Genomic DNA, 24263 nt, shown 5'->3' with positions numbered 1-24263 from the left:
AATGATGACGAGTAGGGCGAGGCACGTGAAACCTTGTCTGAATATGGGGGGACCATCCTCCAAGGCTAAATACTCCTGACTGACCGATAGTGAACCAGTACCGTGAGGGAAAGGCGAAAAGAACCCCTGTGAGGGGAGTGAAATAGATCCTGAAACCGCATGCATACAAGCAGTGGGAGCCAACTTGTTTGGTGACTGCGTACCTTTTGTATAATGGGTCAGCGACTTACATTCAGTAGCAAGGTTAACCGAATAGGGGAGCCGTAGAGAAATCGAGTCTTAATAGGGCGTTTAGTTGCTGGGTGTAGACCCGAAACCAGGCGATCTATCCATGAGCAGGTTGAAGGTTGGGTAACACTAACTGGAGGACCGAACCCACTGTCGTTGAAAAGCCAGGGGATGACTTGTGGATAGGGGTGAAAGGCTAATCAAGCCTGGTGATAGCTGGTTCTCCCCGAAAGCTATTTAGGTAGCGCCTCGGACGAATACCATTGGGGGTAGAGCACTGTTTCGGCTAGGGGGTCATCCCGACTTACCAAACCGATGCAAACTCCGAATACCAATGAGTACTATCCGGGAGACAGACTGCGGGTGCTAACGTCCGTAGTCAAGAGGAAAACAATCCAGACCGCCAGCTAAGGCCCCAAAATCATAGTTAAGTGGGAAACGATGTGGGAAGGCATAGACAGCTAGGAGGTTGGCTTAGAAGCAGCCACCCTTTAAAGAAAGCGTAATAGCTCACTAGTCGAGTCGGCCTGCGCGGAAGATGTAACGGGGCTAAAACTATGTGCCGAAGCTGCGGATGTAACTTTTAAGTTACGTGGTAGGGGAGCGTTCTGTAAGCCGATGAAGGTGTATTGAGAAGTATGCTGGAGGTATCAGAAGTGCGAATGCTGACGTGAGTAACGACAAAACGGGTGAAAAACCCGTTCGCTGAAAGACCAAGGGTTCCAGTCCAACGTTAATCGGGGCTGGGTGAGTCGACCCCTAAGGCGAGGCCGAGAGGCGTAGTCGATGGGAAATTGGTTAATATTCCAATACTTCTGTGTAATGCGATGAGAGGACGGAGAAGGTTAAGTCAGCCTGGCGTTGGTTGTCCAGGTGGAAGACAGTAGGCATGCATCTTAGGCAAATCCGGGGTGCTCTATGCTGAGAGTCGATAGCAAGCTGTACTTGTACAGTGAAGTGGCTGATACCATGCTTCCAGGAAAAGTCTCTAAGCTTCAGTTACACAGGAATCGTACCCTAAACCGACACAGGTGGTCAGGTCGAGTAGACCAAAGCGCTTGAGAGAACTCTGCTGAAGGAACTAGGCAAAATGGTACCGTAACTTCGGGAGAAGGTACGCTGCTGACGGTGATGATCCTTGCGGTCTGAGCTATTGGCAGCCACAGAAACCAGGCCGCTGCAACTGTTTATTAAAAACATAGCACTCTGCAAACACGAAAGTGGACGTATAGGGTGTGATGCCTGCCCGGTGCTGGAAGGTTAATTGATGGGGTTAGCGTAAGCGAAGCTCTTGATCGAAGCCCCAGTAAACGGCGGCCGTAACTATAACGGTCCTAAGGTAGCGAAATTCCTTGTCGGGTAAGTTCCGACCTGCACGAATGGCATAATGATGGCGGCGCTGTCTCCAGCAGAGGCTCAGTGAAATCGAATTCGCCGTGAAGATGCGGTGTACCCGCGGCTAGACGGAAAGACCCCGTGAACCTTTACTGCAGCTTGACATTGAACTTTGACCTTACTTGTGTAGGATAGGTGGGAGGCTTTGAAGTTAGAACGCTAGTTCTAATGGAGCCATCCTTGAAATACCACCCTGGTAATGTTGAGGTTCTAACTCTGCCCCGTAATCCGGGGCGAGGACCATGTCTGGTGGGTAGTTTGACTGGGGCGGTCTCCTCCTAAAGAGTAACGGAGGAGTACGAAGGTGCGCTCAGCGTGGTCGGAAATCACGCGTAGAGTATAAAGGCAAAAGCGCGCTTAACTGCGAGACCCACAAGTCGAGCAGGTACGAAAGTAGGTCTTAGTGATCCGGTGGTTCTGTATGGAAGGGCCATCGCTCAACGGATAAAAGGTACTCTGGGGATAACAGGCTGATACCGCCCAAGAGTTCATATCGACGGCGGTGTTTGGCACCTCGATGTCGGCTCATCTCATCCTGGGGCTGAAGCAGGTCCCAAGGGTATGGCTGTTCGCCATTTAAAGAGGTACGCGAGCTGGGTTTAGAACGTCGTGAGACAGTTCGGTCCCTATCTACCGTGGGCGCTGGAAATTTGAGAGGATCTGCTCCTAGTACGAGAGGACCAGAGTGGACGAACCTCTGGTGTACCGGTTGTCACGCCAGTGGCATCGCCGGGTAGCTATGTTCGGAAGGGATAACCGCTGAAAGCATCTAAGCGGGAAGCCTACCTCAAGATAAGATTTCCCTAGGACTTTATGTCCTCTAAAGAGCCGTTCGAGACTAGGACGTTGATAGGTTGGATGTGGAAGTACGGTGACGTATGAAGCTGACCAATACTAATTGCTCGTGAGGCTTGACTATACAACACCCAAGCAGTTGTATAAAAGCATCAATTCGATTCAAATCCAAACAGTCAGTGTAAATTAAACTGATTGAACTTGATTTAGTTGAATAACTAGTTACAATTCAGACCCAATGAAGCTAATCCGTTAATAACTCTTTGGTTCGTAAGTAAGGCACACACTGTGAAATTTAACTCACATCGTGATTAAGACCCCAAAACACCACAACAGTTTGCTGGCGACAATAGCAAGAGTGAACCACCTGATCCCTTCCCGAACTCAGAAGTGAAACCTCTTCGCGCTGATGGTAGTGTGGCACTTGCCATGTGAGAGTAAGTCATCGCCAGCTTTTAAATACTAAACCTCCCAACTTATGTTGGGAGGTTTTTTTGTTATATACTTTTAATTATTTAAGATGTTTTCAATATGGTTTGGATAGTGGTACAAACATTTTCTTTTCCTTATGAAGCACAAATTGCAAAAACGCAGTTAGAGGCGGCTGAGATTCCTGCTCAAATTGAAAATGAGCATATGATTAATATGAATTGGCTTTACTCTAATGCCTTGGGTGGCGTTCGGTTGTTAGTACCTGAGGTTTATGCAGATGAAGCAAAAGTGATTCTTGCAAAAGATTTTAGTGCTGAGCTAGAGCAAAAATTTGGTGTAAATGAAGAATGTTGTCCAAACTGTGGCAGTAAAAATATCGAAGCTTATATCAAAGGGAAGAAACCAGCTTATATCGTTTTCTTGTTAATTGGTTTTCCATTATTTTTTTATAAACATGGAAATAAATGTAAGCAATGCCAGTATTTTTGGAGTTAAGTCATCTTCGGTTATAATTTAAAAGCAGATCTATCTAACATTAATAAATAGTATAGAGAATGAAAATGATCAAGAAAAAACAATTAGATGCTGAGCACACAGTTGCTCTATTGATAATCTTAAAAAAACGTTTTGAACAAAACATGCATCGCCATCAAGGAGTCGATTGGGTAGACGTAGAAAATAGATTAAAACAGCAACCGGAAAAATTATGGTCACTCAATCAAATGGAAGATACAGGTGGAGAGCCTGATGTGGTCATCTTGGACACTAAATTAAAAGAGATTGTATTTTGTGATTTTGCAGTAGAAACTCCGAAGGGACGTAGAAGCTTATGTTATGACCGCAAAGCTTTAGAGTCTCGAAAAGAGCACAAGCCTGAAAGTAATGCGATCGATATTGCTGAAATGATAGGGATTGAATTATTGACAGAAGAGCAATATAAACAACTACAATCGATTGAAAATTTTGATTTAAAAACTTCGAGCTGGGTGAAAACACCAGATGATATTCGTGCGTTGGGTGGTGCTATTTTTTGTGATAGCCGCTATGGTCGAGTATTTACCTACCATAACGGAGCACAATCTTATTATGCAACTCGCGGATTTCGTGGTCTATTAAAAATCTAAATAAGCTTAATGTGAAATGCCTCCTATAAAGAAACTTAAAGTTTTAGTTGGGGGTATTTTTATCTTTTAATTGCGCCAAGCGCTTGCTTGGTTTTGGTGATTTTGATACCTTAGTGCTCATATAAATATTCGAAAACGATGATCAATAATTGCTAGGAAGCACAGTATGCAACTTAATCCGATGTATTACACCGAACAGCATCTTGCATTTGCAGAGAGCATAAAGCGTTTTGTGGAAAAAGAGATCAGTCCATTTATCAATGAGTGGGATGAAGCAGAAACTTTTCCTCGTGAGCTCTATAAGAAAGCTGCGGATATTGGTTTGCTAGGTGTTGGTTTTGATGAGCAATATGGTGGGGTTGCGGATACAGATGCCTTTTATACCTTATTAGCTTCTATTGAACTCGCAAAGTGCGCATCAGGAGGGTTAACTGCTTCGTTATTATCTCATACCATTGGTACGCCACCGATTCAGCATTTTGCTAATGAAGCGGTGAAAGCTGAGGTATTGCCACAGATTTTGTCGGGTGAAAAAATCTCTGCCTTGGCGATTACTGAACCTGGTGGTGGATCGGATGTGGCAGCATTAAAAACTAAAGCCGTTCGTGACGGTGATTATTATGTCGTCAGTGGCGAAAAGACTTTTATTACTTCTGGAATGCGAGCTGATTACTATACGGTCGCGGTACGTACCGATCCAGATGCCAAGGGTGCAAATGGGATTTCAATGCTGCTGATTGATGCTCATAGTGCAGGCATTACCAAGACTAAACTAGATAAGATGGGTTGGTGGGCTTCGGATACGGCACATTTACATTTTGACAATGTTCGAGTTCCTGCAACGAATTTATTGGGTGCAGAGAATATGGGCTTTTTTGTGATTATGAATAATTTTAATATGGAGCGCTTTTTCCTTGCAGCCAGCAGTTATGGCTTTGCCTTGGTGTGTTATGAGGAAGCTTTAGATTGGGCAAAACAGCGTCAGACTTTTGGTAAACGACTCATTGACCATCAAGTTGTTCGCCATAAATTGGTCGATATGGCGACTCGTTTAACCTCAACACGTGCTTTATTGGAAGATACGGCTTATCGTTTGGGCAAACCCGAATTACAAGGCAATGAGTTGATCGCACAAATTTGTATGCTCAAGAATGTTGCTACACAAACTATGCAATTTTGCGCAGATGCTGCTGTACAAACTTTAGGTGGCATGGGCTTTATGCGTGGGATGAAATCTGAACGTATTTACCGTGAAGTTAAAGTGAATATGATTGGTGGCGGAGCAGAAGAAATTATGAAAGATCTAGCCAGTCGTCAGCTTGGATATTAATGCCGGACGATTAATTTAAGAGTAACTTGTTCAAGGAAAATAATAACATGGATGGTTTATCTTTAAACCCAATTTACTACACGGAAGAACATCGTGCTTTTGCGGATAGTGTCAAAAAGTTCGTAGAAAAAGAAATTTCGCCATTTGTGACTGAATGGGATGAAGCGGAAACATTCCCTCGTGAGCTGTATCAAAAAGCGGCGAGTGTTGGATTACTCGGTTTGGGCTTTGATGCGGAACATGGTGGGATTCCAGAGGCAGATGCTTTTCATGTCTTGTTAGCAGCGATTGAAATGGCAAAAGCGGCTTCGGGAGGCGTACATATTTCGCTGATGATTCATAGTATTGGCACACCACCGATTCATCATTTTGCCAAACAACAGATCAGAGATGAGGTGATGCCGCAAATTATTGCAGGGGAGAAAATCTCTGCTTTGGCAATTACTGAACCAAGTGGTGGTTCAGATGTGGCAGCGTTAAAGACCAAAGCTGTTCTTAAGGGTGATTATTACATTCTCAATGGGGAAAAAACCTTTATTACTTCGGGAATGCGAGCCGATTATTATACGGTTGCAGTGCGTACTGATCCTGATGCGAAAGGTGCAAAAGGCATTTCGATGTTATTGGTGAATGCTCATAGCGTAGGTATTAGCAAAACGCCATTAAAGAAAATGGGATGGTGGGCGTCGGATACTGCTCACTTACATTTTGACAATGTGAAAGTGCCAGTCAATCATTTATTGGGCGAAGAAAATGCTGGTTTTAAAGTGATTATGAATAACTTTAATAAGGAGCGTTTTTGGTTGGGGGCAATTGCCTATGGTTATGCTTTGGTCTGCTATGAAGAGGCTTTGGATTGGGCAAAACAGCGTCAGACTTTTGGTAAGCGTTTAGTTGACCATCAAGTCGTTCGCCATAAGTTGGTGGATATGGCAACGCAACTGACTGCGACACGAGCATTGTTGGAAGATACTGCTTACCGAATGGGACAGGGAGAGCAGCAAGGTGCAGAGCTAGTCGCTCAAATCTCGATGCTGAAGAACGTAGCAACTCGTACCATGCAATTTTGTGCAGATGCTGCGGTGCAGACTCTAGGTGGAATGGGCTTTATGCGTGGCATGAAATCCGAACGGATTTATCGTGAAGTCAAAGTCAATATGATTGGTGGTGGGGCAGAAGAAATTATGAAGGATTTGATTAGTAAGCAATTGGGGTATTAATTGTGAGTGCGGTGTTGTTTGCACCACACTTTGCACTTTTTTAGTTTAGAGTTTTGCCAGTTCTTCAAGCGTGACTTGGCGAATTTCAAATAATGGTTGTTTAAGTAAAGCATTTAAAGATTTTAATTGAATAAAATCAAAACTTTCAAAGTCAATTCCTGTAATAGTTTTTTCATTTTCATCATAGCTGATAGCAGGCATACTCTGAATAAGTTTTTTGAATAATTCAGGGCTATCTGTTAATGTGCTGAATGGTTGATGATAAATATATTCTTCCAAATCACTCTCAAAAGCATAGATTTTTTCATGCCATTCAACATCATCAAAATTTGGGTCTTGGCTATCAACAATTGTGCCGTAAAAACCTGAAAAATAATCCTGTTCTTGACACAACCAAATCACATAATGTGGCTGTTCTATATTAATTTCGATGAGTTGATAAAGCATGATTCCTGTTCGTTGAGCAAACTCAAATGTATCTTTATCATTTAAAGCAGCAGGGACATAATCTTCGTGTCTGCCTTTTTCATCCAAAAATGGCTGTCCACAACGTTCTAGGGTAAATTGATGAAGTTGATGGATTAATTTTTCATCATAATGATATTCATTGAAGATAGAGTAATTTCCTAAGATCTCTTTACGAATTTCCGAAACGACTAATTTTTTCAAATTTTCTTCAGCTTGTTGTCGATCATCATAGATTGATTTGACTTTTCCTAATGTTGCATCATCTAGATAATAAAACTCATCATTATAGGCAAAGTCATTTTGACGAATAACGTATTGTATATTGCTCATTTTTATTTCCCCTTAAATTAAGCGATTTTCATTTTTAAGTCTTGCAGTTTGGCTGCACTTGGTGGCACAGCCATGCCGTTATCCATCCACAGTTCAAAACGCATTGGATTGAAAAAGAAGTCTGGACTAATATCAAAATCAATAAACTTGGCTTCACCTTTTCCTATCATGGGAAGAATGGTATTGATAAACCAACTATTGTGAGTGATCAGCAAAGATTTTAGTTGACCTGTCACTGATAATGGAGAGAGTAATGTTGCTGATAGCTTTGGATCATCAATCACATCTGAGTGGAATTTTTCGAGGCGTTTAGCCAGTCCATTTGTAGGAATATCTTGCATTGCTGCAACGAAGTCTCCAATCGTTGGAATAAAGCGGTGATGGAAATCCACTAACAGATGATCTTTTTCACACAGATCTTTAACTTCTATGCTATTGCCAGCACTATTTTCAAAGTGATGTCCAAAAATCGGAATTATCACTTCTTGAACTCCCCAAAATGTATGCAAGATACGATGGCGGTTGTCGGTGCATAGCATTTTGGTACTGTCGATTAGCGCATGAATATCAATATAATCTTCAAGCTCGCCCCCACGACGTTTCAACGAAATATTGGCATGTTGTACTGGATTCATTTTTGCTATTTCTTGTAATCTTTTGATGTTTAAGCAGAATAGCAGTTTTTAATTTGAACGAGAATAGAGGGAAATGATTAGGCGTTAAGTTGTGTCGTTAGGAAAGGAGGATTTTCCTTTTGATCGTATTTTTTAGATTATTTGTAACAAACATGGATTTCTTTATGCTATAGGAAGCAATTAAAGTAAGCATTTTTCACAACAACTTAATATGGCTTCATCCAGCTCAGATAAGAAGTATTCGTCAGATGTAATATCAATATTTTTTCGTAAAGCTTTTAAGGGTAAGCAGAGTCTAGAATCAGCTAAGAGCTTTGAGGCACGTATTGCCCATGAGCCATTGAAGTCACCCTCAAGTTCTTGGATTAATAAATTAACAATACTGAAATCTTTTCTGTTTGCTAAACCTATAAATGCTTCGCCTCTAATTTCAGAAATTTCATCAGTGAGTCTTTGATATAGAGCTTCTCTAATTTCAGGAAGATCCATCTCACATTGATCGCCAAGTCCAAAAGTTGCCCAATTTCGAACATCTTCATTCTTGTCATTTGTCAAAAAAATGAGCCCTTTTATTGCATTAATATTTTCTAGGCATGATAAGCCAAATGCAACTCCATGTCTGACTCTTGGATTGGGATGCTTTAATAAATTGATGAGTGAGGGGGCTGCTTGAAGATCATTTCTATGACCTAATGAAAATGCTGCTGAAGCAATAACATCTTCATTAGTATCATCTAAAAGGCTTATAAGAATTTTGACTGATTGATAATGAAATTCATTTTTTGAAAAACCTAACTGTCCAAGTATATCTGCTGCAATTTCACGATGTACTGGATCATGAGATAAAGCCAAGCTTTTAGCTGTATCAAATTCTTGTTGTGACCCACGATGGTGTAATTCTGCGATTATGTTCCAATAAATTTCGGAGTCATTTTCTGCATAGGCAAACATAATAAGATTATTTGTTGATTCAACTGTAAAATTTGTAATTTTTTTCATGGCATTTCCATGTTAATTGAAATTTATTATCTGTTCTAGATTTTATGTAGAATTTATATAAGAAGAGGATTTAGCTAAGTAGCTAAATCCATTTATATTATTATCTATTTAAGCGCCATTTCCCAGACCATTTCCGTCAATTCATCAATTTTAACTTTACCTTCAGGTCTATACCAAGTCACCGTCCAAGAAATAGAACCACCGACCAAACGTCGCCAAATAAATGCATCATGTTTAACCTTGCCTAGAGCACGTAATTTTTCGATGACATCGAGCCAGACTTGCTCATACTCATTACGCATTTTTAAAAGATAGTCTTGTTTTTCTTTAGAAAGCGCAAACCATTCATGAACCAGCACCGCCATAGCCGCACCAGTATCACCAGTAATTGAAATCAATTCAGCTCTAATTAAATCACGCAATTGCTGTTCAGGATCATTTGAGCGTTCAGCTGCTTCTTTAAGCCGTGCAAAGTTATAAATAATGGTTTGTTCCATCACAGTAGCCAGAATGTCATCTTTACTTTTAAAGTGATGGAAGAGACTACCTGATTGAATACCAATAAATTCACCAAGTTGGCGAACCGTGGTTTTATCATATCCTTGCTTATAAAATAGATAGGCGGCACCTAAGAGCAAACGTCCACGTGGGCTATCGTCAAAACATACGATTTTAGGTATTTGCTCAATTGAAGTTGCGATCATGCCAGTCCGTTATCCCGTTAAATCTAAGTGTATTGTAACAAAATTCATTTCATGAATTGTCTTATCTTTTTATAACAAGCATTTGCTTATAAAAGTCCATTTTTGCCAATACAGCATATCATTATGCACTTTACAAACCAAGCACTTGCTTGGTAATGTTAAGGTGTTTCTGAAATAACAATGAGAAAGCTCATGACAAGCGTCAAACAGGATGACCAGAAAGTAGTAAAAATTGGCTGTGCTTCAGGCTTTTGGGGAGATACCAATACCGCTGCTTTCCAATTGGTGCACCTTAGTGATATTAACTATTTAGTCTTTGATTATCTGTCTGAAATCACCATGTCGATTATGGCAAAAGCGATGATGAATGATCCAAGTCATGGTTATGCGTTGGATTTTGTTAGTCGGGTGATGTCTCCTTTAATCAATAAAATTGCTGAGAAAAAAATTAAAGTCATTAGCAATGCTGGTGGCGTCAATCCATTGGCATGTCGTGATGCCTTACAAAAAATTATTGATGAGAAAGGCTTAGATCTAAAAGTTGCGGTGGTACTTGGTGATGATGTGTTGCCAAAACATGCTGAATTATTAAAACAAAATGTGCAAGAAATGTTTAATGGCGAGCCTTTGCCAGCACATGTCGCTAGTAGTAATGCTTATCTAGGTGCAGTTGCGATTCGTGATGCTTTGGATTTGGGCGCGGATATCGTGATTACGGGGCGTGTGGTGGATTCGGCTGTTGTTCTGGCTCCTTTGCTACATGAGTACAAATGGTCGTTGGATGATTATGACAAGCTTGCACAAGGTTGTTTAGCTGGACATGTAATTGAATGCGGTGCGCAATGTACAGGCGGTAATTTTACCGATTGGCGTTTGGTTGAAGGCTTTGACAACATGGGCTTTCCAATTGTTGAAGTCAGTGCCGATGCTTCATTCATTGTGACTAAACCACAGGGCACAGGTGGTTTAGTGTCGACCGCTACGGTTGCCGAACAGATTGTTTATGAGATTGGCGATCCTCAAGCTTATTATTTACCTGATGTGACCACAGATTTTAGCCAAGCTCATTTAGAGCAAGTCGGCGAGCATCGCGTGAAAGTGACTGGTGCGACAGGACGAGCGCCTACACCACAATATAAAGTCAGTGCGACTTATGCGGATGGTTATCGTGTCTTGGTGAGTTTCCTTATTGCTGGACGCGAAGCACCTGAAAAAGCGCAAGTGATTGCGGATGCGATCATCAATAAATGTGAACGTGTCCTCGCATTGCGTTCAGTACCGCCATTTAGTGAAAAATCTATCGAAATTCTAGGAATTGAAAGTACTTATGGCGCACACGCCAAGGTCAAAGATAGCCGTGAAGTGGTGGTGAAGATTGCAGTTAAGCATATGTTTAAAGAAGCTTGTATGTTCTTTGCATCTGAGATTGCTCAAGCATCGACCGGTATGGCACCTGCTTTGGCAGGTATTGTAGGCGGGCGTCCTAAAGCATCGGCAGTGGTCAAATTATTCTCTTTCCTGATTGATAAAGATCAAATCAATGTTGAAGTGGATTTTGCAGGACAGCGTCATCCTGTGCAGATTCCAACAGGTTCAGTAACACAAGATTTTGTTCCCCATTCAGTTGGTGAGGTTGCAACCTATAAAGGTGATGAGATTGAAGTACCTTTAATTGATGTTGCTCATGCCCGTAGTGGCGATAAAGGTAACCATAGCAATATTGGTGTGATTGCACGTAAAGCGGAATATTTACCGTGGATTCGTGCTGCATTGACTGAGGATGGTGTTGCCAAATATATGCAGCATGTTTTAGATCCTGAAAAATCCAAGGTGATTCGTTATGAATTACCTGCCATGCATGCACTGAATTTTATGTTGGAAAATGCGCTAGGTGGTGGTGGAATTGCCAGTTTACGTATTGATCCACAAGGCAAGGCATTTGCGCAGCAATTATTGGATATGCCAGTGAAAATCCCAGCAAAGTTGTTAGAAAAATAAAGTAAAGGATGTAGAGCAAAATGAGTTATCAATCAATTTTTAGAACCGATGCATTTGCCGATAAAGTGATTATCGTTACAGGCGGTGGTTCTGGTATTGGACGCTGTACGGCACACGAGCTGGCATCTTTGGGTGCGCAAGTCGTGATCACAGGGCGCAAAATTGAAAAGCTGGAAAAAGTTAGCCAAGAAATCATAGAGGACGATGGCAAAGTCCATTTCATCGTTTGTGATAACCGTGATGAAGAACAAGTCAAAAGTATGATTGCTGAAGTCATTGAAAAATTTGGCAAGCTCGATGGTTTAGTAAATAACGCAGGTGGGCAATTTCCTTCAGCATTGGAAAATATCTCTGCCAATGGCTTTGATGCTGTGGTTCGTAACAATCTGCATTCTACCTTCTATTTAATGCGTGAAGCTTATAATCAATGGATGGCAAAGCATGGTGGCAGTATCGTCAACATGACCGCAGATATGTGGGGCGGTATGCCCGGTATGGGACATTCAGGGGCGGCACGTTCAGGGGTAGATAACCTAACCAAAACGGCTTCGGTTGAATGGGGTAAATCAGGCGTACGTGTTAATGCAGTTGCACCAGGTTGGATTATTTCCTCTGGCATGGATAACTACAGCGGTGACTTTGCCAAAGTCATTATTCCAAGTTTGGCAAGCAATGTTCCTTTAAAACGTATGGGTACGGAATCAGAAATTTCTTCAGCGATTTGTTATTTACTTTCTGATGCAGCGGCTTTTGTTTCAGGGGTGACTTTACGTATTGACGGTGCAGCATCACAAGGTACGCGCATGTACCCATTGGCGGATGCTACCAACAATGAAGCATTTAATGGTTTCCACCGTGCATTTATTCCAGATATTTTTAAAAATACAGATGGAGAATAAATGATGACTATTCTTCAATCTGAAATCGCTGTAGGTAGTGAGCAATACGAACAAAACCGTGAAGCGCTATTAAGTCAGCTTGCAGAAGTTCGTGCTGTACAGCAAAAAAGCATTGATAAATCCTATGCTGCAAAACCGAAGTTTGACAAGAAAGGCAAAATCTTGCCGCATGAGCGTGTACGTTTATTGCTGGATGCTGATTCACCATTTGTCGAGCTGTGTGGCTTAGTCGGCTACAACATGCATGATGATAAAGATGGTTCTGAAGCTGGTGGTGGCATCATTGCTGGGATCGGCTTTGTGAGTGGTGTCCGCGCTTTAGTGTCTGCCAGTAATAGTGCCATCAAAGGCGGCACCATGTCGCCAATGGGTGTTCAGAAAACCTTACGTTTGCAAAAAATCGCGCTTGAACAAAAGTTACCGATGGTGACTTTGACTGAAAGTGGGGGGGCAAACTTAAATTATGCCGCAGAAGTATTTACCTATGGTGGAATGACTTTTGCCAATCAAGCTCGATTATCTGCAACAGGTATTCCGCAAGTCGCAGTCGTACATGGCAATGCAACCGCAGGCGGGGCATATCAACCAGGTCTATCTGACTATGTGATCGCGGTGCGCAAACAAACTGAAATGTTGTTGGCAGGTCCACCTCTGTTGCTGGCTGCAACAGGCGAAGTGGCAACTGCCGAAGAATTGGGTGGTGCAGAAATGCATACCCAAGTGTCAGGGGTAGCGGAGTATCTTGCTGAAAATGATGCCGATGGTATTCGTTTGGCACGAGAAATTTTTGAGCATTTGAACTGGAAAGAACAAACCACACGTCTAAATCAAGAATACAAAGAACCTCGTTATTCAGCAGAAGAGCTATTAGGCATCATCCCGCAAGACCCAAAACAACCTTTCGATATGAAAGAGATTGTGGCTCGCATTATTGATGATTCGGATTTTCTGGAGTTTAAACAGGAATACGATGCCTTAACGGTATGTGGCTGGGCAAAAATGGGTGGGGTGCATATCGGTATCATTACCAATAATGGTCCAATTACACCACAAGGTGCAGTCAAAGCGGCACAGTTTATTCATCTCTGTGAGCAGACCCAACGTCCGCTTTTATTTTTGCACAACACTACAGGTTTTATGGTCGGAACAGATGCGGAACAGAACGGCATCATTAAGCATGGTTCCAAGTTGATTCAGGCTGTTGCCAATGCCACTGTGCCTAAAATTTCGATCATTGTTGCTGGCTCTTATGGTGCAGGTAATTATGCAATGTGCGGACGTAGTCTTTCACCGAGCTTTATCTTTGCGTGGCCAAATTCACATGTCGCGGTCATGGGATCAGCACAGGCAGGCAAGGTGTTGCGCATCGTTGCAGAGGGTAAGCAAAAAGCTTCTGGAATGGAGCCGAATCCGCAAATGCTGGATTTCCTCGAGCAAAGTACTGCCATGAAACTTGAGCAGCAGTCGACTGCCTTATTCAACACTGCAATGCTGCATGATGATGGCATTATCGATCCAAGAGATACGCGTAAGGTCCTGATCTTCCTATTACAAACTATATATGAAGCACAGCAACGTGAGTTGAATCCAACCCGATTTGGTGTGTCGAGATTTTAAGAAATCTCTCCTGAGGAACATCGTTCCGTAAGCCTCTTTAGTAAAGAGGGGAACTCCTCCCTTTGAAAAGGGAGGTTGGGAGGGATTTATGAATATTAAATTTAAGGAAAAAAACAATGAAATTTACCGCAGAGCATGATGCCTTACGTCGCACTACACGCCAGTTTGTAGAAAATGAATTGAATCCATTTATTCCAGAGTGGGAGGAAGCAGGCCGTTTTCCAATTCATGATGTATTTAAAAAAATGGGGAATTTGGGTTTATTAGGCATCTGTAAACCTGAAGAAAATGGCGGTTTGGGCTTAGATTATTCTTATAACCTTGTAGTGGCAGAAGAGTTAGGTCGTGCTGCATGTGGCGGTGTGCCGCTTGCGATTGGTGTGCAAACTGATATGGCAACGCCTGCGCTAGCTCGCTTTGGTAGTAAGGAACTTCGAGATGAGTTTCTCAATCCAGCCATTCTGGGTGAATATGTCGCCGCGATTGCTGTTTCAGAAGTACATGCGGGTTCTGATGTCGCTGCGATTAAAACCACAGCCAAAAAAGATGGTGATGACTATGTGATCAATGGCAGCAAAATGTGGATTACTAACTCGCTCCAAGCGGATTTCTTTTGTCTACTTGCCAACACATCTGATGACAAACCACATGTCAATAAATCGATGATCATTGTACCTGCCAAGACCGCAGGGATCAGTTTTTCAGAGCCACTGAATAAGTTGGGAATGCGTTCGACCACAACCGCCCAAGTTTATTTTGACAATGTGCGCGTACCGCAACGTAATCTCGTTGGTGCGGAAGGCATGGGCTTTATGATGCAAATGATGCAGTTCCAAGAAGAGCGTATGTGGGCATGTGCCAATGCGGTCGGTGGTATGGAAAAAGTGATTCAGCAAACCATTGATTATGCGAAAGAGCGGACCACGTTTGGTCAGCCATTGATTAATAATCAATATGTGCATTTTCGTTTTGCAGAGCTGATGACTGAAGTTGAAGGATTGCGAGCACTGACGAATCAAGCCTGTGAACAACATATTGCAGGGGAAAATGTCACCATGTTGGCATCAATGGCAAAACTCAAAGCAGGGCGTTTAAGTCGTGAAGTGGCAGATAGCTGCCTGCAATATTGGGGGGGGAATGGTTTCATGTGGGATAACCCAGCATCGCAATTGTTCCGTGATGGGCGTTTAGGCTCGATTGGTGGTGGTGCGGATGAGATTATGCTGGGGATCATTTGTAAAATCATGGATATCTTGCCGAAGAAACAGAAAAACTAGCTACGTTGCTCTTGCTGCGTTAAAAATTGGCTCAAAATACTCAAATATATTGAATATTCTTCGCTTTTTCGCCAATTTTATGCCTTGCAATAGCTGCCTCGCTATACGTTTTTCTTATTTGATCTGGGTATTTAGGGATTATAAAAATGCTAAATAATTTACAAGTGGATGACAGCATTCAACTTGAACAACAAGGCGGTATTTTAACGCTTTGGCTGAATCGTCCTGAGAGTCGTAATGCCATGAGTTTAAATATGGTCAATGCCATTCAACAGGTGTTTGCGCATATTGCCGATGATGCTTCGATTCGCGCCGTGATTCTGCGCGGTAAAGGCGGTCACTTCTGTGCAGGAGGTGACATCAAAGATATGGCGGCACTTCGTGCAGAAGCTGCCAATGCTGGTAGTTTACAGCCTTATGTTGATTTTAATCGTCGTTTTGGTGCCATGATTGAACAGGTGGATCAAGCACCGCAAACTGTGGTGGTCGTGCTTGAGGGTGCAGTATTGGGCGGTGGTTTTGGTTTGGCTTGTGTCTCTGATATTGCGATTAGCTGTAACGATGCCCAATTTGGTTTGCCTGAAACAGGGCTAGGCATTTTACCTGCGCAAATCGCGCCTTTTGTGGTGAAACGTATTGGTCTGACTCAAGCACGCCGTTTGGCATTGTTGGGTTTACGTTTTAATGGTGAGGCTGCATTGAAGTTTGGTGTGGTACATGAAGTGGCACAGGATGATACCGAGCTTGAACAACAGCTTGCTGAAACGATCCAACTGATTAAGCGTGCTGCACCATTGGCCTCTCGTGCAACCAAAGCTTTATTACATCGCACGTTAAGTGAACCTTTGACTGAACTTTTGGATGATGCTGCACAGCAGTTTGCACAAGCGGTCGGTGGTACAGAAGGCCAAGAGGGCACAATGGCATTTATTCAAAAACGTTTGCCAAATTGGATGTGAACAGTGAAATAGCAAAGCATCGCTTTGCCACTGTGCAAGCGAAAAGCGATGCTTTGAGGAACTTAAAATGAAATTTTCAAAAGTATTAGTGGCCAACCGTGGCGAAATTGCGGTGCGCGTAATGGAAACGGCCAAAGCAATGGGCTATCAAACCGTTGCTGTATATTCCGATGCTGACGCCAATGCCCGACATGTTCAGGTTGCAGATGAAGCTGTGTATATCGGTGCATCTAAAGTTTCAGAATCTTATTTGTCGATTGCCAATATTATTGAAGCGTGCCAAAAGACTGGCGCAAATGCAGTCCATCCAGGCTATGGTTTTTTGTCTGAAAATACTGACTTTGCACAAGCTTGTAGTGATCATGATATTACCTTTATCGGTCCGAATGCCGCTGCAATTCATTTGATGGGCAGTAAGCGTTTATCTAAAATTGCCATGATTGAGGCTGGTGTGCCGTGTGTACCGGGTTATGAAGGTGACCAACAGGATATTGAATACCTTGCTGAACAGGCAGAAAAAATCGGTTTCCCTTTAATGGTGAAAGCATCGGCTGGTGGGGGTGGGCGCGGTATGCGTTTGGTACACCAAGCTGTTGACGTATTGGAAGCTTTGAAAACGGCACGTTCTGAAGCTGAAAATGCTTTTGGTTCAGGTGAGCTGATTATTGAAAAAGCGGTCATCGCACCTCGCCATGTTGAGATACAAGTGTTTGGGGATACGCATGGTCATTATGTGTATTTGTTCGAACGTGATTGTTCGATTCAACGTCGTCATCAAAAGGTGGTTGAAGAAGCACCTTGTCCAGTTATGACCCCTGAATTACGCCAAAAAATGGGTGAAGCTGCGGTAGCTGCGGCCAAAGCTTGTGATTACATCGGTGCGGGTACGGTAGAATTTTTACTTGATCAATCTGGCGAGTTTTATTTCTTGGAAATGAACACGCGTTTGCAAGTTGAACACCCCGTGACAGAAATGATTACAGGGCTTGATTTGGTTGAATGGCAATTACGAGTCGCCAATGGTGAAACTTTACCATTACAGCAACATGAACTGACCTTAAATGGTCATGCGATCGAAGTACGTTTGTATGCTGAAGATCCGCGTCAGGACTTTTTGCCACAAACAGGCAGGGTGTTACGTTGGCAACCTGCGGAGTTGCCGAATGTCCGTATCGATCATGGTATGTTGGAACAAGGTGAAATTAGCCCATTCTATGACCCGATGGTGGCTAAAGTGATTGCCTATGGCAAAACACGTCAGGATGCAATTCGTCTACTGGCGAGAGCCGTCGATGATTGCGTGCTTTTGGGCGTGAATAGTAATAAACAATTCCTGTCTAGTTTGTTGCGTCATCCGATTATTGTCGCAGGCGATACCAATACCGCGTTTATCCAGCAGCACTTTCAGGATGACGTAAGTTTGCATCAACAAGTGTTAGAGCTTGAAACTTTGGCTGTTGCTGCCGCATTATTTACTCAACAGAATCAATCTAATCAAACATGGCAAACCGGCGTTTCAGTTCCGTTCCCATTAAGATTAAAATATGCCGATCAGCAATTATTGTTGCATGTTCAGTCAAATCATCATCAAGTCACGGTTCAACTATGCGACCAACATGCTACGGTTGATGTAGTCGAGATCGTTGATGGGACAATTATCTATCAAGCCAATGGTATACGCCGTAAGCTGAATTATGTTTTGGATCAGAACCAACTGTATTTAGATGCAGGCAATGGCAACATTGTGATTGAAAATAGCACCTACGCAGCGCCTGAAGCCGCAGAGGTTATTGGTGATGGCAAAATCCGTGCCCCTATGGATGGTGCAATCGTTAATCTTTTGGTCAATGTCGGTGATACGGTGAGCAAAGGGCAGACCTTATTGGTGTTGGAAGCAATGAAGATTCAGCAACAAATCAAGTCTGATGTTGATGGGGTTGTTGATGAGTTAATTGGCCAAGTCGGACAACAAGTGAAAAAACGGCAATTACTGTTAAATGTTTCGATTGCCTAATCCATATTGAATAAAAAGCTAGGTGATTTCACCTAGCTTTTTAATAAGGCGAATACAGGTGCTAATGAGCCTGTACTATTTCCTTTTAATTCCTGTGTCGCAAATTCTGTTAAAGCTTGTTCATGCGCCAGTAAATATTTTAGAAAATCTTGGGTATCGGCATCTGCATGTTGGTTCATTCGTTCAAAGGTCGCCATAAATGGTTTTGTGCCTTGTTTGAGTAAGCGCATCGCGAGTTTCCAAGGGAGCTTTGCCATTGCAATACCCGATGCTTTGGCCTGTAGTTTGACATGAGGTCGAATCGAGGCAGTTCTCCCTTGTTCTTTTAGAAACAGTTGGAGTTTTTGCAGTGTTTGGGTTTCCAGTTGCGCCAATATTTGCCATTTGTGTTGTTGGTCAACTGAACGCGAGTACTTGGCTGCATTGAGAAAAATCAATTCACCCAATATTTCCGATTCAAGTGCGGTGTTGAGATCTTGTTGATAATTTGGATAAGTCATTCCTTTGATTTCCATAAATAATGAAGCGCGATTGCGCAAGGTGAATATCTGTCTGTGGATCAGTATAAGTAAAAAATCCCAGCGGTGAAATAGTGACCATCCCGATCAGTGGGATGGTACTTATTTTATGGGAACATGCTTGATCTTAATGTTTCTAGACGCTGTTGATATTGTTGCTGCCATTCGGCCTCGGAGAGCTGATTTTTCAACGGTTGCATGTCTTGTTGTAATTGTTGTAATGCTTGTTGGTATTGATTCACTTGTTGCTGTTGTTGTATTTCACGTTGATCCCGACGTTGAATGTCTTGTCGTTCCTGTTCCGTGAGATAACGTTGCTGCAAGATCTGTTTTAAGTGTTCAGTCTCGGCAGGATTGTTGTGGTTTTGATTAAGTAATTCAATGGATTGTTCATACAGTCCAATTTTGCTTTGTTGTTGAGTTGCATCTGGATATCGACGTTGCAATTCCTCGAAAGCTTTTAAACGTTGTTCTGCATTCAGATTTCTATTTTGCTTAATCTCTGCATAAGCAAATTTGTAATTCGCATAGTTACGCTCTTGTCCAAAACCAAGCATCGCTTCAGCTTTTCCCAGCGTTTGTTCTCTTAATTTCCATAAAGCATTGAAACGTTCTTGCGGAGATAAGGAGGTTGAAAGCACTGTACTTTGCATATGTTGTTCATATTGCGGCATACGTTTTAATAAATTTTCAACCAAATGCGCAAACTCTTGATCTGGATAATTTGCCAATGCTTTTGCTAAAGCCGCATTACAGTCTTGTACATGACAATTCGCTTTAAAGTCATTCAAAAATTGAGTGATATTTCCAGGTTGCTTCTGAAGCACTTGTAATTGTCTCAATAAGGATTCTTGACAAAGCTCATCTGTGGTTTTATTCTGCATAGTTCCATCTGTCGAATGCGTTGTTGAATCATCAGAGAATGGCATGGTTTGGCTTTGTTGGATTGCAGCGGAAGAGGCGCTGCTCTTCCAGACTACAATTCCGACCAAGACCAGTAAAACAATAACGATTGTCAGTAATAGTCTTTTATTCATCCACAGTATTCCGTTTTATGGATTGTAATTAAAGTGTCCCATCACAGGGAAGTGGTCAGAAAGATCCCATGTCATAAACAGTGGGTCTGCGGTAGAACGTAAAATACGAACATCATTACGCGATTGAATCGGTTGGCGATGTGTATTTGAAGAAACCACATAATCCAAATATTCAACCGTTGTGCCACCTGAACCTGCTGCACCAGCGAGTTTGTTAATACGAGGATCAAATGTAGATTCGGTATAACCCGTGCTGACGGGTGCTGTCGCATTTAGGTTGGTAAGCATGTCTTGATAATCTTGCGGCCATAACAGCTTGTTGACATTAAAGTCTCCGCCCATCAATACAGCATCAAAACTGGGGATATTTTGTTGGTTGATTAACTGACGAATTTGCTGAAATTGAACTTGACGTAGGGCGCGCGCTTCTGTGGTATCAAATGATGCGGTATGCGTTGAGGTCACATGATAGGCTTTACCATTTTTGATAATTTCGGCATACAACACGCCTTTATCCGCAAAACAATCTGTCCCTGTACAATCTGGATAAATCTGTTGTGCTGTTTTCACAATAGGATAACGACTGATGATCACGAGACCACTATCAAATAAGTTATAACCTGAACCGACTGGGATATGTGTTTGATATGGATATTGTTGTGCCAGTTGATTCAACATCCCTGTACGAGATGATGCAAATGCTTCTTGCATTAAAATCACATCATAACCATTTAAATGATTTGGAAGTTCTGCTAAACGCTCACTAATTTTACTTGCAACCATGGGCAGTGCGTAAATGTTATAGGACAGTACTTTTAATTCATCTGCACTGCTTGAGATCGGTTCTTGGACAGTGTTTTGATGGATGGTGTAATGAAAATCATCATAACCGCCTGTATATACGGCTTTAACCGCAGCCTGTGCCGACAAGCCTGCATAAGTGGTATTGATGCGATGAACATTGCGATCAGTATACCAAGGTGATGTAGTAGATGCCGTTTGGATGCCATGCTTAATGGTGCTGCCAGACCAAGTACCTGTCATCGATTGTTTGAATGTTACTTGTGAATTTCCACTTGAAACAATCGTATCAAAATTATAAGTCTGTCCAGATTTTAATCCTGAATAACGATTCATGCGCAGCACACGCTTGGTTTCATAAGGCGCAATTTGAGTTGTTTCTTGTGCCCACTGGTTTCCTTGTTCTAATGTTTGACTACCAGTATGGTTGACTTGTATTGATACAGTTTCAGGTGTGGTATTGGTAATGAACACATAAGAATCTGCCAGTGTATCTTGCATGGCAAAAGTACCCAACAGTAGTGTTGTTGCTACACTGAATTTAATATTTTTCAGCCCCATTTAATGTTTCTCCTTGTTGATAGTGCATTGCGTTGATGAATAGCTTCAATCAAGCAATCTTGTTGATTTTCATTTTTGAAAATTAGTGTTGTTATTTGTTCGCAAATTATCATAATAAAATTTTGTTGCTAAATCATGTAATTTTTAAACCGTTCGTCTGATTCAGGAAAAAGCAATCTATATAGATGATTTTGAAATAGTCATTCGCTAATTTTTTTGATTGTTGCGATAAATTTGATGGGAGGTGTGGGTTCGAATATGAAAATTTATTATCTATTGATAGATTTGATATACAAATAAAAAAATCTGACAGGGAGATTGCCCCCTGACAGATTGAGTAAAGTAAATGAGAGGATTAAGCTTGATCTGCTGCGCTGATGGCTGCACTGGCTTGTTTGAGGCTATATAGCAATTGCCCTAGAAGAACATCTTTATTGCTTAACGTCACCATGACCATTGGGTGATGGGGAGAGGGAATCGCCGTCAGTATCGCTTTGCCATTTTCTGCATCTAAGGTAATACTTTGACATCCTGTGAGTTGGATCTCATTGAGAAAAGCACTGACCATCGCCAGTATTGAGCTGCTTACCGCTGCCAGTTTGCTACTGTTATATGGGTTTTTTTTATAAATCGAAGCAAGCTCAAAACCATCAGTAGAGCAAAGCATAATGTAGTCAATGCCTCGAATATTGATCAAAATATCGTTGGCTTGCGCTTTCGCAAACTGAATAAGTTCTTTTGGCGCGGTACGTTGTTGGCTGGGAATACTGAGCATAATTCTTCTCTTTTATAAAGTGATTAATTGGTCGCTTTTAAATTGACTTCTAGTGTGGCAATCAGTGATTCAATCATGAGCAGGATATGTTCTTGTTTGCGGGCGTCTATAAAAAATAGTGGGTATTGATAGTTGTTTTGGATTAACCAATCTCTATAGATTGACGTGGATTGTCCTTTGTTTTCATCTACATGTGTAACACCAATCGAGATGTTTTGCGTGTAGTCTTTAAATCGATCTAAATAGCCTTCAAGTTCTTCAAGTGGAACTTTACTATTGTGATCGACCAGTAGGACCACACCCAGTGCACCTTGGCAAATGACAGGCCAAATAAAGTCAAAACGTGTTTGCCCTGGCGTGCCATAAAGACCGATTTTTACGCCATCATCAAGTGTGATCTCGCCGTAATCAATCCCTACAGTCGTTTCTACTTTATTATGCGCTTGGGTATCTGTATTGAATGCTTCCGTGGCAAGTACTGGAATTTCCGAGAGAGATTTGATCGCTTCAGTTTTCCCTGAACCCATACTTCCTGCGAAAACAATTTTATATTGTTGAAGTATCATGTCATTCCTTAAAGACCAAAACGGCGTCTAATTTTGCCGAAAAATTTATTTAAAAAACCGTGTTGCTCAGTCGTTTGTTCAGCGGTCTCTGTTTGTAAATAATGGCTTTCTGAAGCCGAGACGATGCCGCCGTTGCTCGAAACGATGCAAGCAGAAATAAATTGTTGAACTGTTTGAATCGGTAGTTTTAATTGTGTGGCAACCTGACCAAGTTGAGCACCTTGGATAAAACATGCTGATAGTTGTAGGATGGTTTTACGATCATTGTGCTGAGCAGGCTGTGGCCAAAAATCGAGTTTGTAATACTCATTTTCGCTAGGGGCGAGGCGCTGAAACTCGACAGAATGCCAAAAAAGATTCCATAACCAGTCTTGTAAGTTGTATTCCACTTTCCGCGACACTTTGGTGAAATCGGACGTTGTGGCAAATTCATAATTAAAACTATGGTTGGTTTGTGTATGGGTACGTGTCGGTTCTAGCCAAGCAATTTGGCTGCGTGTATCAATAATCGCTAAAGTCCCGTGATCATCAAAAAGATGCAGACGAGCATTTTCTGGATTTAACATCTCTGTTAAAAACTTTTGATTGATGGCATTGTGTGTTGAGACCAGTTCCACTTTTGGTTGTTGCATTCGTTGATCAGACAAATAACTTAAAAGGCGAAGATGAATCCAATTCTTGAGTGCATCCGTGTGTTGGAAGGGTAGAAAAAGTGTGTTGTGTTCTTCTATGTGGCAAGAACCTTGTCCCTTTGAAATCTTTAAACAAGGGAGTTGTTTTTGTTCTAAGATGCGTTGGATACCTTCGGTGTCGAAAAAGTTTTCATTTATTAATAATAAGTCTATATTTGGATCGGCAATATTAATCCAATTAATGCCAAACTCATTAGGTATTGTTTTTCTAAGTTCTAATTTTAACTCATCTGAAACTTTTAAACTTATACCTGAAATCGCGATATTAATGCAATGCCCATTCATAGTATCACTTTAATAATGGTAAAATATTGGACTGAGCAAAATTAGTCTTTTTAGAAAGACTAATATTAGACCTCTTATATTATTTTTAATTTTAACTAAAATAAAAATAGATATAGGAAGTCTAATATATTAAATGTTTTGCTATTGCTAATTAAGCAAAGTCTAACTCTTTCTCAAACGTTTTGAGTTCATGACGAGCCATTGCAAGGTTGGATTTACTGCGGTCTAGTACAACATAAAGGAATAGATTTCCATTGCTTTCCAATGGGCGGATGAGGTGGTAAGCCTTACCTAGTGTAATTAAAATGTCTTCAATATCATCGTTTAGTTTCAATGAGTTAGCAACACGGCGTTTTGCTCGTATAACCTCAGTATTACCTGCAGCTGCAAGCTCTAAATCAATTGTGCCCCCACCTTGAGTTGCGAGCGCTAAGCCACTTTCTGTGTCTACTAATGCTGCTGCAACGAAACCATCAATGTTTGATAAGCTTTCTAATGAAATTTTAGCCATGATATTATCTCTACTGATACATTCTTGTTTATAAGTTTATATAAGTTACTTTTGTTTTAATTGGTTTTCAAAAGTACTTAATTTCATTATAGG

21 protein-coding genes and 2 rRNA genes are annotated in these 24263 nt (G+C 41.7%); 12 read left to right on the top strand and 11 right to left on the bottom strand.

The window, feature by feature from the left end; all coding sequences use genetic code 11:
- From F991_RS05655 to F991_RS05630, 6 genes are all read left to right on the top strand, one after another.
- Positions 1–2542, top strand: a 23S ribosomal RNA gene (locus tag F991_RS05655); the annotation flags it as partial.
- A 215-nt stretch (positions 2543–2757) separates the two neighbouring features.
- A 5S ribosomal RNA gene (gene rrf, locus F991_RS05650) occupies positions 2758–2872 on the top strand.
- A 77-nt stretch (positions 2873–2949) separates the two neighbouring features.
- A complete protein-coding gene (locus F991_RS05645; RefSeq protein WP_004669674.1) occupies positions 2950–3345 on the top strand; it encodes a putative signal transducing protein in 396 nt (131 codons plus the stop codon).
- A 65-nt stretch (positions 3346–3410) separates the two neighbouring features.
- Complete coding sequence (locus F991_RS05640) at positions 3411–3974, top strand: DUF4256 domain-containing protein (RefSeq protein WP_004669672.1); 564 nt, start codon at positions 3411–3413, stop codon at positions 3972–3974.
- Between the two features lie 166 nt (positions 3975–4140).
- The gene (locus F991_RS05635) at positions 4141–5304 is read left to right on the top strand and encodes an acyl-CoA dehydrogenase family protein (RefSeq protein ID WP_004669670.1); all 1164 of its coding nucleotides are present in this window, start codon (positions 4141–4143) and stop codon (positions 5302–5304) included.
- A gap of 47 nt (positions 5305–5351) precedes the next feature.
- Positions 5352–6524 (top strand): acyl-CoA dehydrogenase family protein, encoded by a 1173-nt coding sequence (locus tag F991_RS05630; RefSeq protein ID WP_004669668.1) that lies wholly within the window; start codon positions 5352–5354, stop codon positions 6522–6524.
- Between the two features lie 45 nt (positions 6525–6569).
- On the opposite strand, the gene F991_RS05625 is transcribed toward F991_RS05630, so the two are convergent.
- From F991_RS05625 to F991_RS05610, 4 genes are all read right to left on the bottom strand, one after another.
- Positions 6570–7322: a hypothetical protein gene (locus tag F991_RS05625; RefSeq protein WP_004669666.1), complete on the bottom strand. Its 753-nt coding sequence runs from the start codon at positions 7320–7322 to the stop codon at positions 6570–6572.
- Between the two features lie 17 nt (positions 7323–7339).
- The gene (locus F991_RS05620; protein WP_004669664.1) at positions 7340–7957 is read right to left on the bottom strand and encodes a DUF6915 family protein; all 618 of its coding nucleotides are present in this window, start codon (positions 7955–7957) and stop codon (positions 7340–7342) included.
- Between the two features lie 180 nt (positions 7958–8137).
- Positions 8138–8956: a HEAT repeat domain-containing protein gene (locus F991_RS05615; RefSeq protein WP_004669662.1), complete on the bottom strand. Its 819-nt coding sequence runs from the start codon at positions 8954–8956 to the stop codon at positions 8138–8140.
- Between the two features lie 104 nt (positions 8957–9060).
- A complete protein-coding gene (locus tag F991_RS05610) occupies positions 9061–9660 on the bottom strand; it encodes a TetR/AcrR family transcriptional regulator (RefSeq protein WP_004669660.1) in 600 nt (199 codons plus the stop codon).
- 192 nt (positions 9661–9852) lie between these two features.
- Between F991_RS05610 and F991_RS05605 the strand changes: the two genes are divergently transcribed.
- From F991_RS05605 to F991_RS05580, 6 genes are all read left to right on the top strand, one after another.
- Entirely contained in the window at positions 9853–11658 is a 1806-nt protein-coding gene (locus F991_RS05605; RefSeq protein WP_004669658.1) for an acyclic terpene utilization AtuA family protein, read from the top strand.
- Positions 11659–11678: 20 nt separating this feature from the next.
- Positions 11679–12557 (top strand): SDR family oxidoreductase, encoded by an 879-nt coding sequence (locus F991_RS05600; RefSeq protein WP_004669656.1) that lies wholly within the window; start codon positions 11679–11681, stop codon positions 12555–12557.
- Between the two features lie 3 nt (positions 12558–12560).
- Positions 12561–14174 carry an acyl-CoA carboxylase subunit beta gene (locus tag F991_RS05595; RefSeq protein WP_034595448.1) on the top strand — a complete coding sequence of 538 codons (1614 nt, stop codon included), beginning with the start codon at positions 12561–12563 and terminating at the stop codon, positions 14172–14174.
- 116 nt (positions 14175–14290) lie between these two features.
- Positions 14291–15451 carry an acyl-CoA dehydrogenase family protein gene (locus tag F991_RS05590; protein WP_004669653.1) on the top strand — a complete coding sequence of 387 codons (1161 nt, stop codon included), beginning with the start codon at positions 14291–14293 and terminating at the stop codon, positions 15449–15451.
- Between the two features lie 146 nt (positions 15452–15597).
- Positions 15598–16410, top strand: a complete 813-nt coding sequence (locus tag F991_RS05585; RefSeq protein WP_004669651.1) for an enoyl-CoA hydratase/isomerase family protein — start codon at positions 15598–15600, stop codon at positions 16408–16410.
- A gap of 67 nt (positions 16411–16477) precedes the next feature.
- Positions 16478–18424, top strand: a complete 1947-nt coding sequence (locus tag F991_RS05580; RefSeq protein WP_004669649.1) for an acetyl/propionyl/methylcrotonyl-CoA carboxylase subunit alpha — start codon at positions 16478–16480, stop codon at positions 18422–18424.
- 32 nt (positions 18425–18456) lie between these two features.
- On the opposite strand, the gene F991_RS05575 is transcribed toward F991_RS05580, so the two are convergent.
- From F991_RS05575 to F991_RS05545, 7 genes are all read right to left on the bottom strand, one after another.
- Positions 18457–18924 (bottom strand): hypothetical protein, encoded by a 468-nt coding sequence (locus F991_RS05575; RefSeq protein ID WP_004669647.1) that lies wholly within the window; start codon positions 18922–18924, stop codon positions 18457–18459.
- Between the two features lie 125 nt (positions 18925–19049).
- Positions 19050–19979: a lipase secretion chaperone gene (locus F991_RS05570; protein WP_004669645.1), complete on the bottom strand. Its 930-nt coding sequence runs from the start codon at positions 19977–19979 to the stop codon at positions 19050–19052.
- A 15-nt stretch (positions 19980–19994) separates the two neighbouring features.
- Entirely contained in the window at positions 19995–21341 is a 1347-nt protein-coding gene (locus F991_RS05565) for a sphingomyelin phosphodiesterase (protein ID WP_004669643.1), read from the bottom strand.
- Positions 21342–21696: 355 nt separating this feature from the next.
- Complete coding sequence (locus F991_RS05560; protein ID WP_004669641.1) at positions 21697–22116, bottom strand: roadblock/LC7 domain-containing protein; 420 nt, start codon at positions 22114–22116, stop codon at positions 21697–21699.
- A gap of 23 nt (positions 22117–22139) precedes the next feature.
- Positions 22140–22682, bottom strand: a complete 543-nt coding sequence (locus F991_RS05555) for a GTP-binding protein (protein ID WP_004669639.1) — start codon at positions 22680–22682, stop codon at positions 22140–22142.
- Positions 22683–22690: 8 nt separating this feature from the next.
- Positions 22691–23659: a hypothetical protein gene (locus tag F991_RS05550; RefSeq protein WP_004669637.1), complete on the bottom strand. Its 969-nt coding sequence runs from the start codon at positions 23657–23659 to the stop codon at positions 22691–22693.
- Between the two features lie 151 nt (positions 23660–23810).
- Entirely contained in the window at positions 23811–24170 is a 360-nt protein-coding gene (locus F991_RS05545; RefSeq protein ID WP_004669635.1) for a roadblock/LC7 domain-containing protein, read from the bottom strand.
- Positions 24171–24263: the final 93 nt, after the last annotated feature.

This window comes from Acinetobacter sp. CIP-A165 (assembly GCF_000367985.1).
Classification (GTDB): Bacteria; Pseudomonadota; Gammaproteobacteria; order Pseudomonadales; family Moraxellaceae; genus Acinetobacter.
Note: the sequence above shows the minus strand (reverse complement) of the source record. Positions and strands in the feature narration are given on the sequence as shown.

Coding starts and splice junctions, on each gene's coding strand:
- F991_RS05645 (WP_004669674.1), top strand. CDS start 2,950: ATGGTTTGGATAGTGGTACAAACATTTTCTTTTCCTTATGAAGCACAA.
- F991_RS05640 (WP_004669672.1), top strand. CDS start 3,411: ATGATCAAGAAAAAACAATTAGATGCTGAGCACACAGTTGCTCTATTG.
- F991_RS05635 (WP_004669670.1), top strand. CDS start 4,141: ATGCAACTTAATCCGATGTATTACACCGAACAGCATCTTGCATTTGCA.
- F991_RS05630 (WP_004669668.1), top strand. CDS start 5,352: ATGGATGGTTTATCTTTAAACCCAATTTACTACACGGAAGAACATCGT.
- F991_RS05625 (WP_004669666.1), bottom strand. CDS start 7,322: ATGAGCAATATACAATACGTTATTCGTCAAAATGACTTTGCCTATAAT.
- F991_RS05620 (WP_004669664.1), bottom strand. CDS start 7,957: ATGAATCCAGTACAACATGCCAATATTTCGTTGAAACGTCGTGGGGGC.
- F991_RS05615 (WP_004669662.1), bottom strand. CDS start 8,956: ATGAAAAAAATTACAAATTTTACAGTTGAATCAACAAATAATCTTATT.
- F991_RS05610 (WP_004669660.1), bottom strand. CDS start 9,660: ATGATCGCAACTTCAATTGAGCAAATACCTAAAATCGTATGTTTTGAC.
- F991_RS05605 (WP_004669658.1), top strand. CDS start 9,853: ATGACAAGCGTCAAACAGGATGACCAGAAAGTAGTAAAAATTGGCTGT.
- F991_RS05600 (WP_004669656.1), top strand. CDS start 11,679: ATGAGTTATCAATCAATTTTTAGAACCGATGCATTTGCCGATAAAGTG.
- F991_RS05595 (WP_034595448.1), top strand. CDS start 12,561: ATGACTATTCTTCAATCTGAAATCGCTGTAGGTAGTGAGCAATACGAA.
- F991_RS05590 (WP_004669653.1), top strand. CDS start 14,291: ATGAAATTTACCGCAGAGCATGATGCCTTACGTCGCACTACACGCCAG.
- F991_RS05585 (WP_004669651.1), top strand. CDS start 15,598: ATGCTAAATAATTTACAAGTGGATGACAGCATTCAACTTGAACAACAA.
- F991_RS05580 (WP_004669649.1), top strand. CDS start 16,478: ATGAAATTTTCAAAAGTATTAGTGGCCAACCGTGGCGAAATTGCGGTG.
- F991_RS05575 (WP_004669647.1), bottom strand. CDS start 18,924: ATGACTTATCCAAATTATCAACAAGATCTCAACACCGCACTTGAATCG.
- F991_RS05570 (WP_004669645.1), bottom strand. CDS start 19,979: ATGAATAAAAGACTATTACTGACAATCGTTATTGTTTTACTGGTCTTG.
- F991_RS05565 (WP_004669643.1), bottom strand. CDS start 21,341: ATGGGGCTGAAAAATATTAAATTCAGTGTAGCAACAACACTACTGTTG.
- F991_RS05560 (WP_004669641.1), bottom strand. CDS start 22,116: ATGCTCAGTATTCCCAGCCAACAACGTACCGCGCCAAAAGAACTTATT.
- F991_RS05555 (WP_004669639.1), bottom strand. CDS start 22,682: ATGATACTTCAACAATATAAAATTGTTTTCGCAGGAAGTATGGGTTCA.
- F991_RS05550 (WP_004669637.1), bottom strand. CDS start 23,659: ATGAATGGGCATTGCATTAATATCGCGATTTCAGGTATAAGTTTAAAA.
- F991_RS05545 (WP_004669635.1), bottom strand. CDS start 24,170: ATGGCTAAAATTTCATTAGAAAGCTTATCAAACATTGATGGTTTCGTT.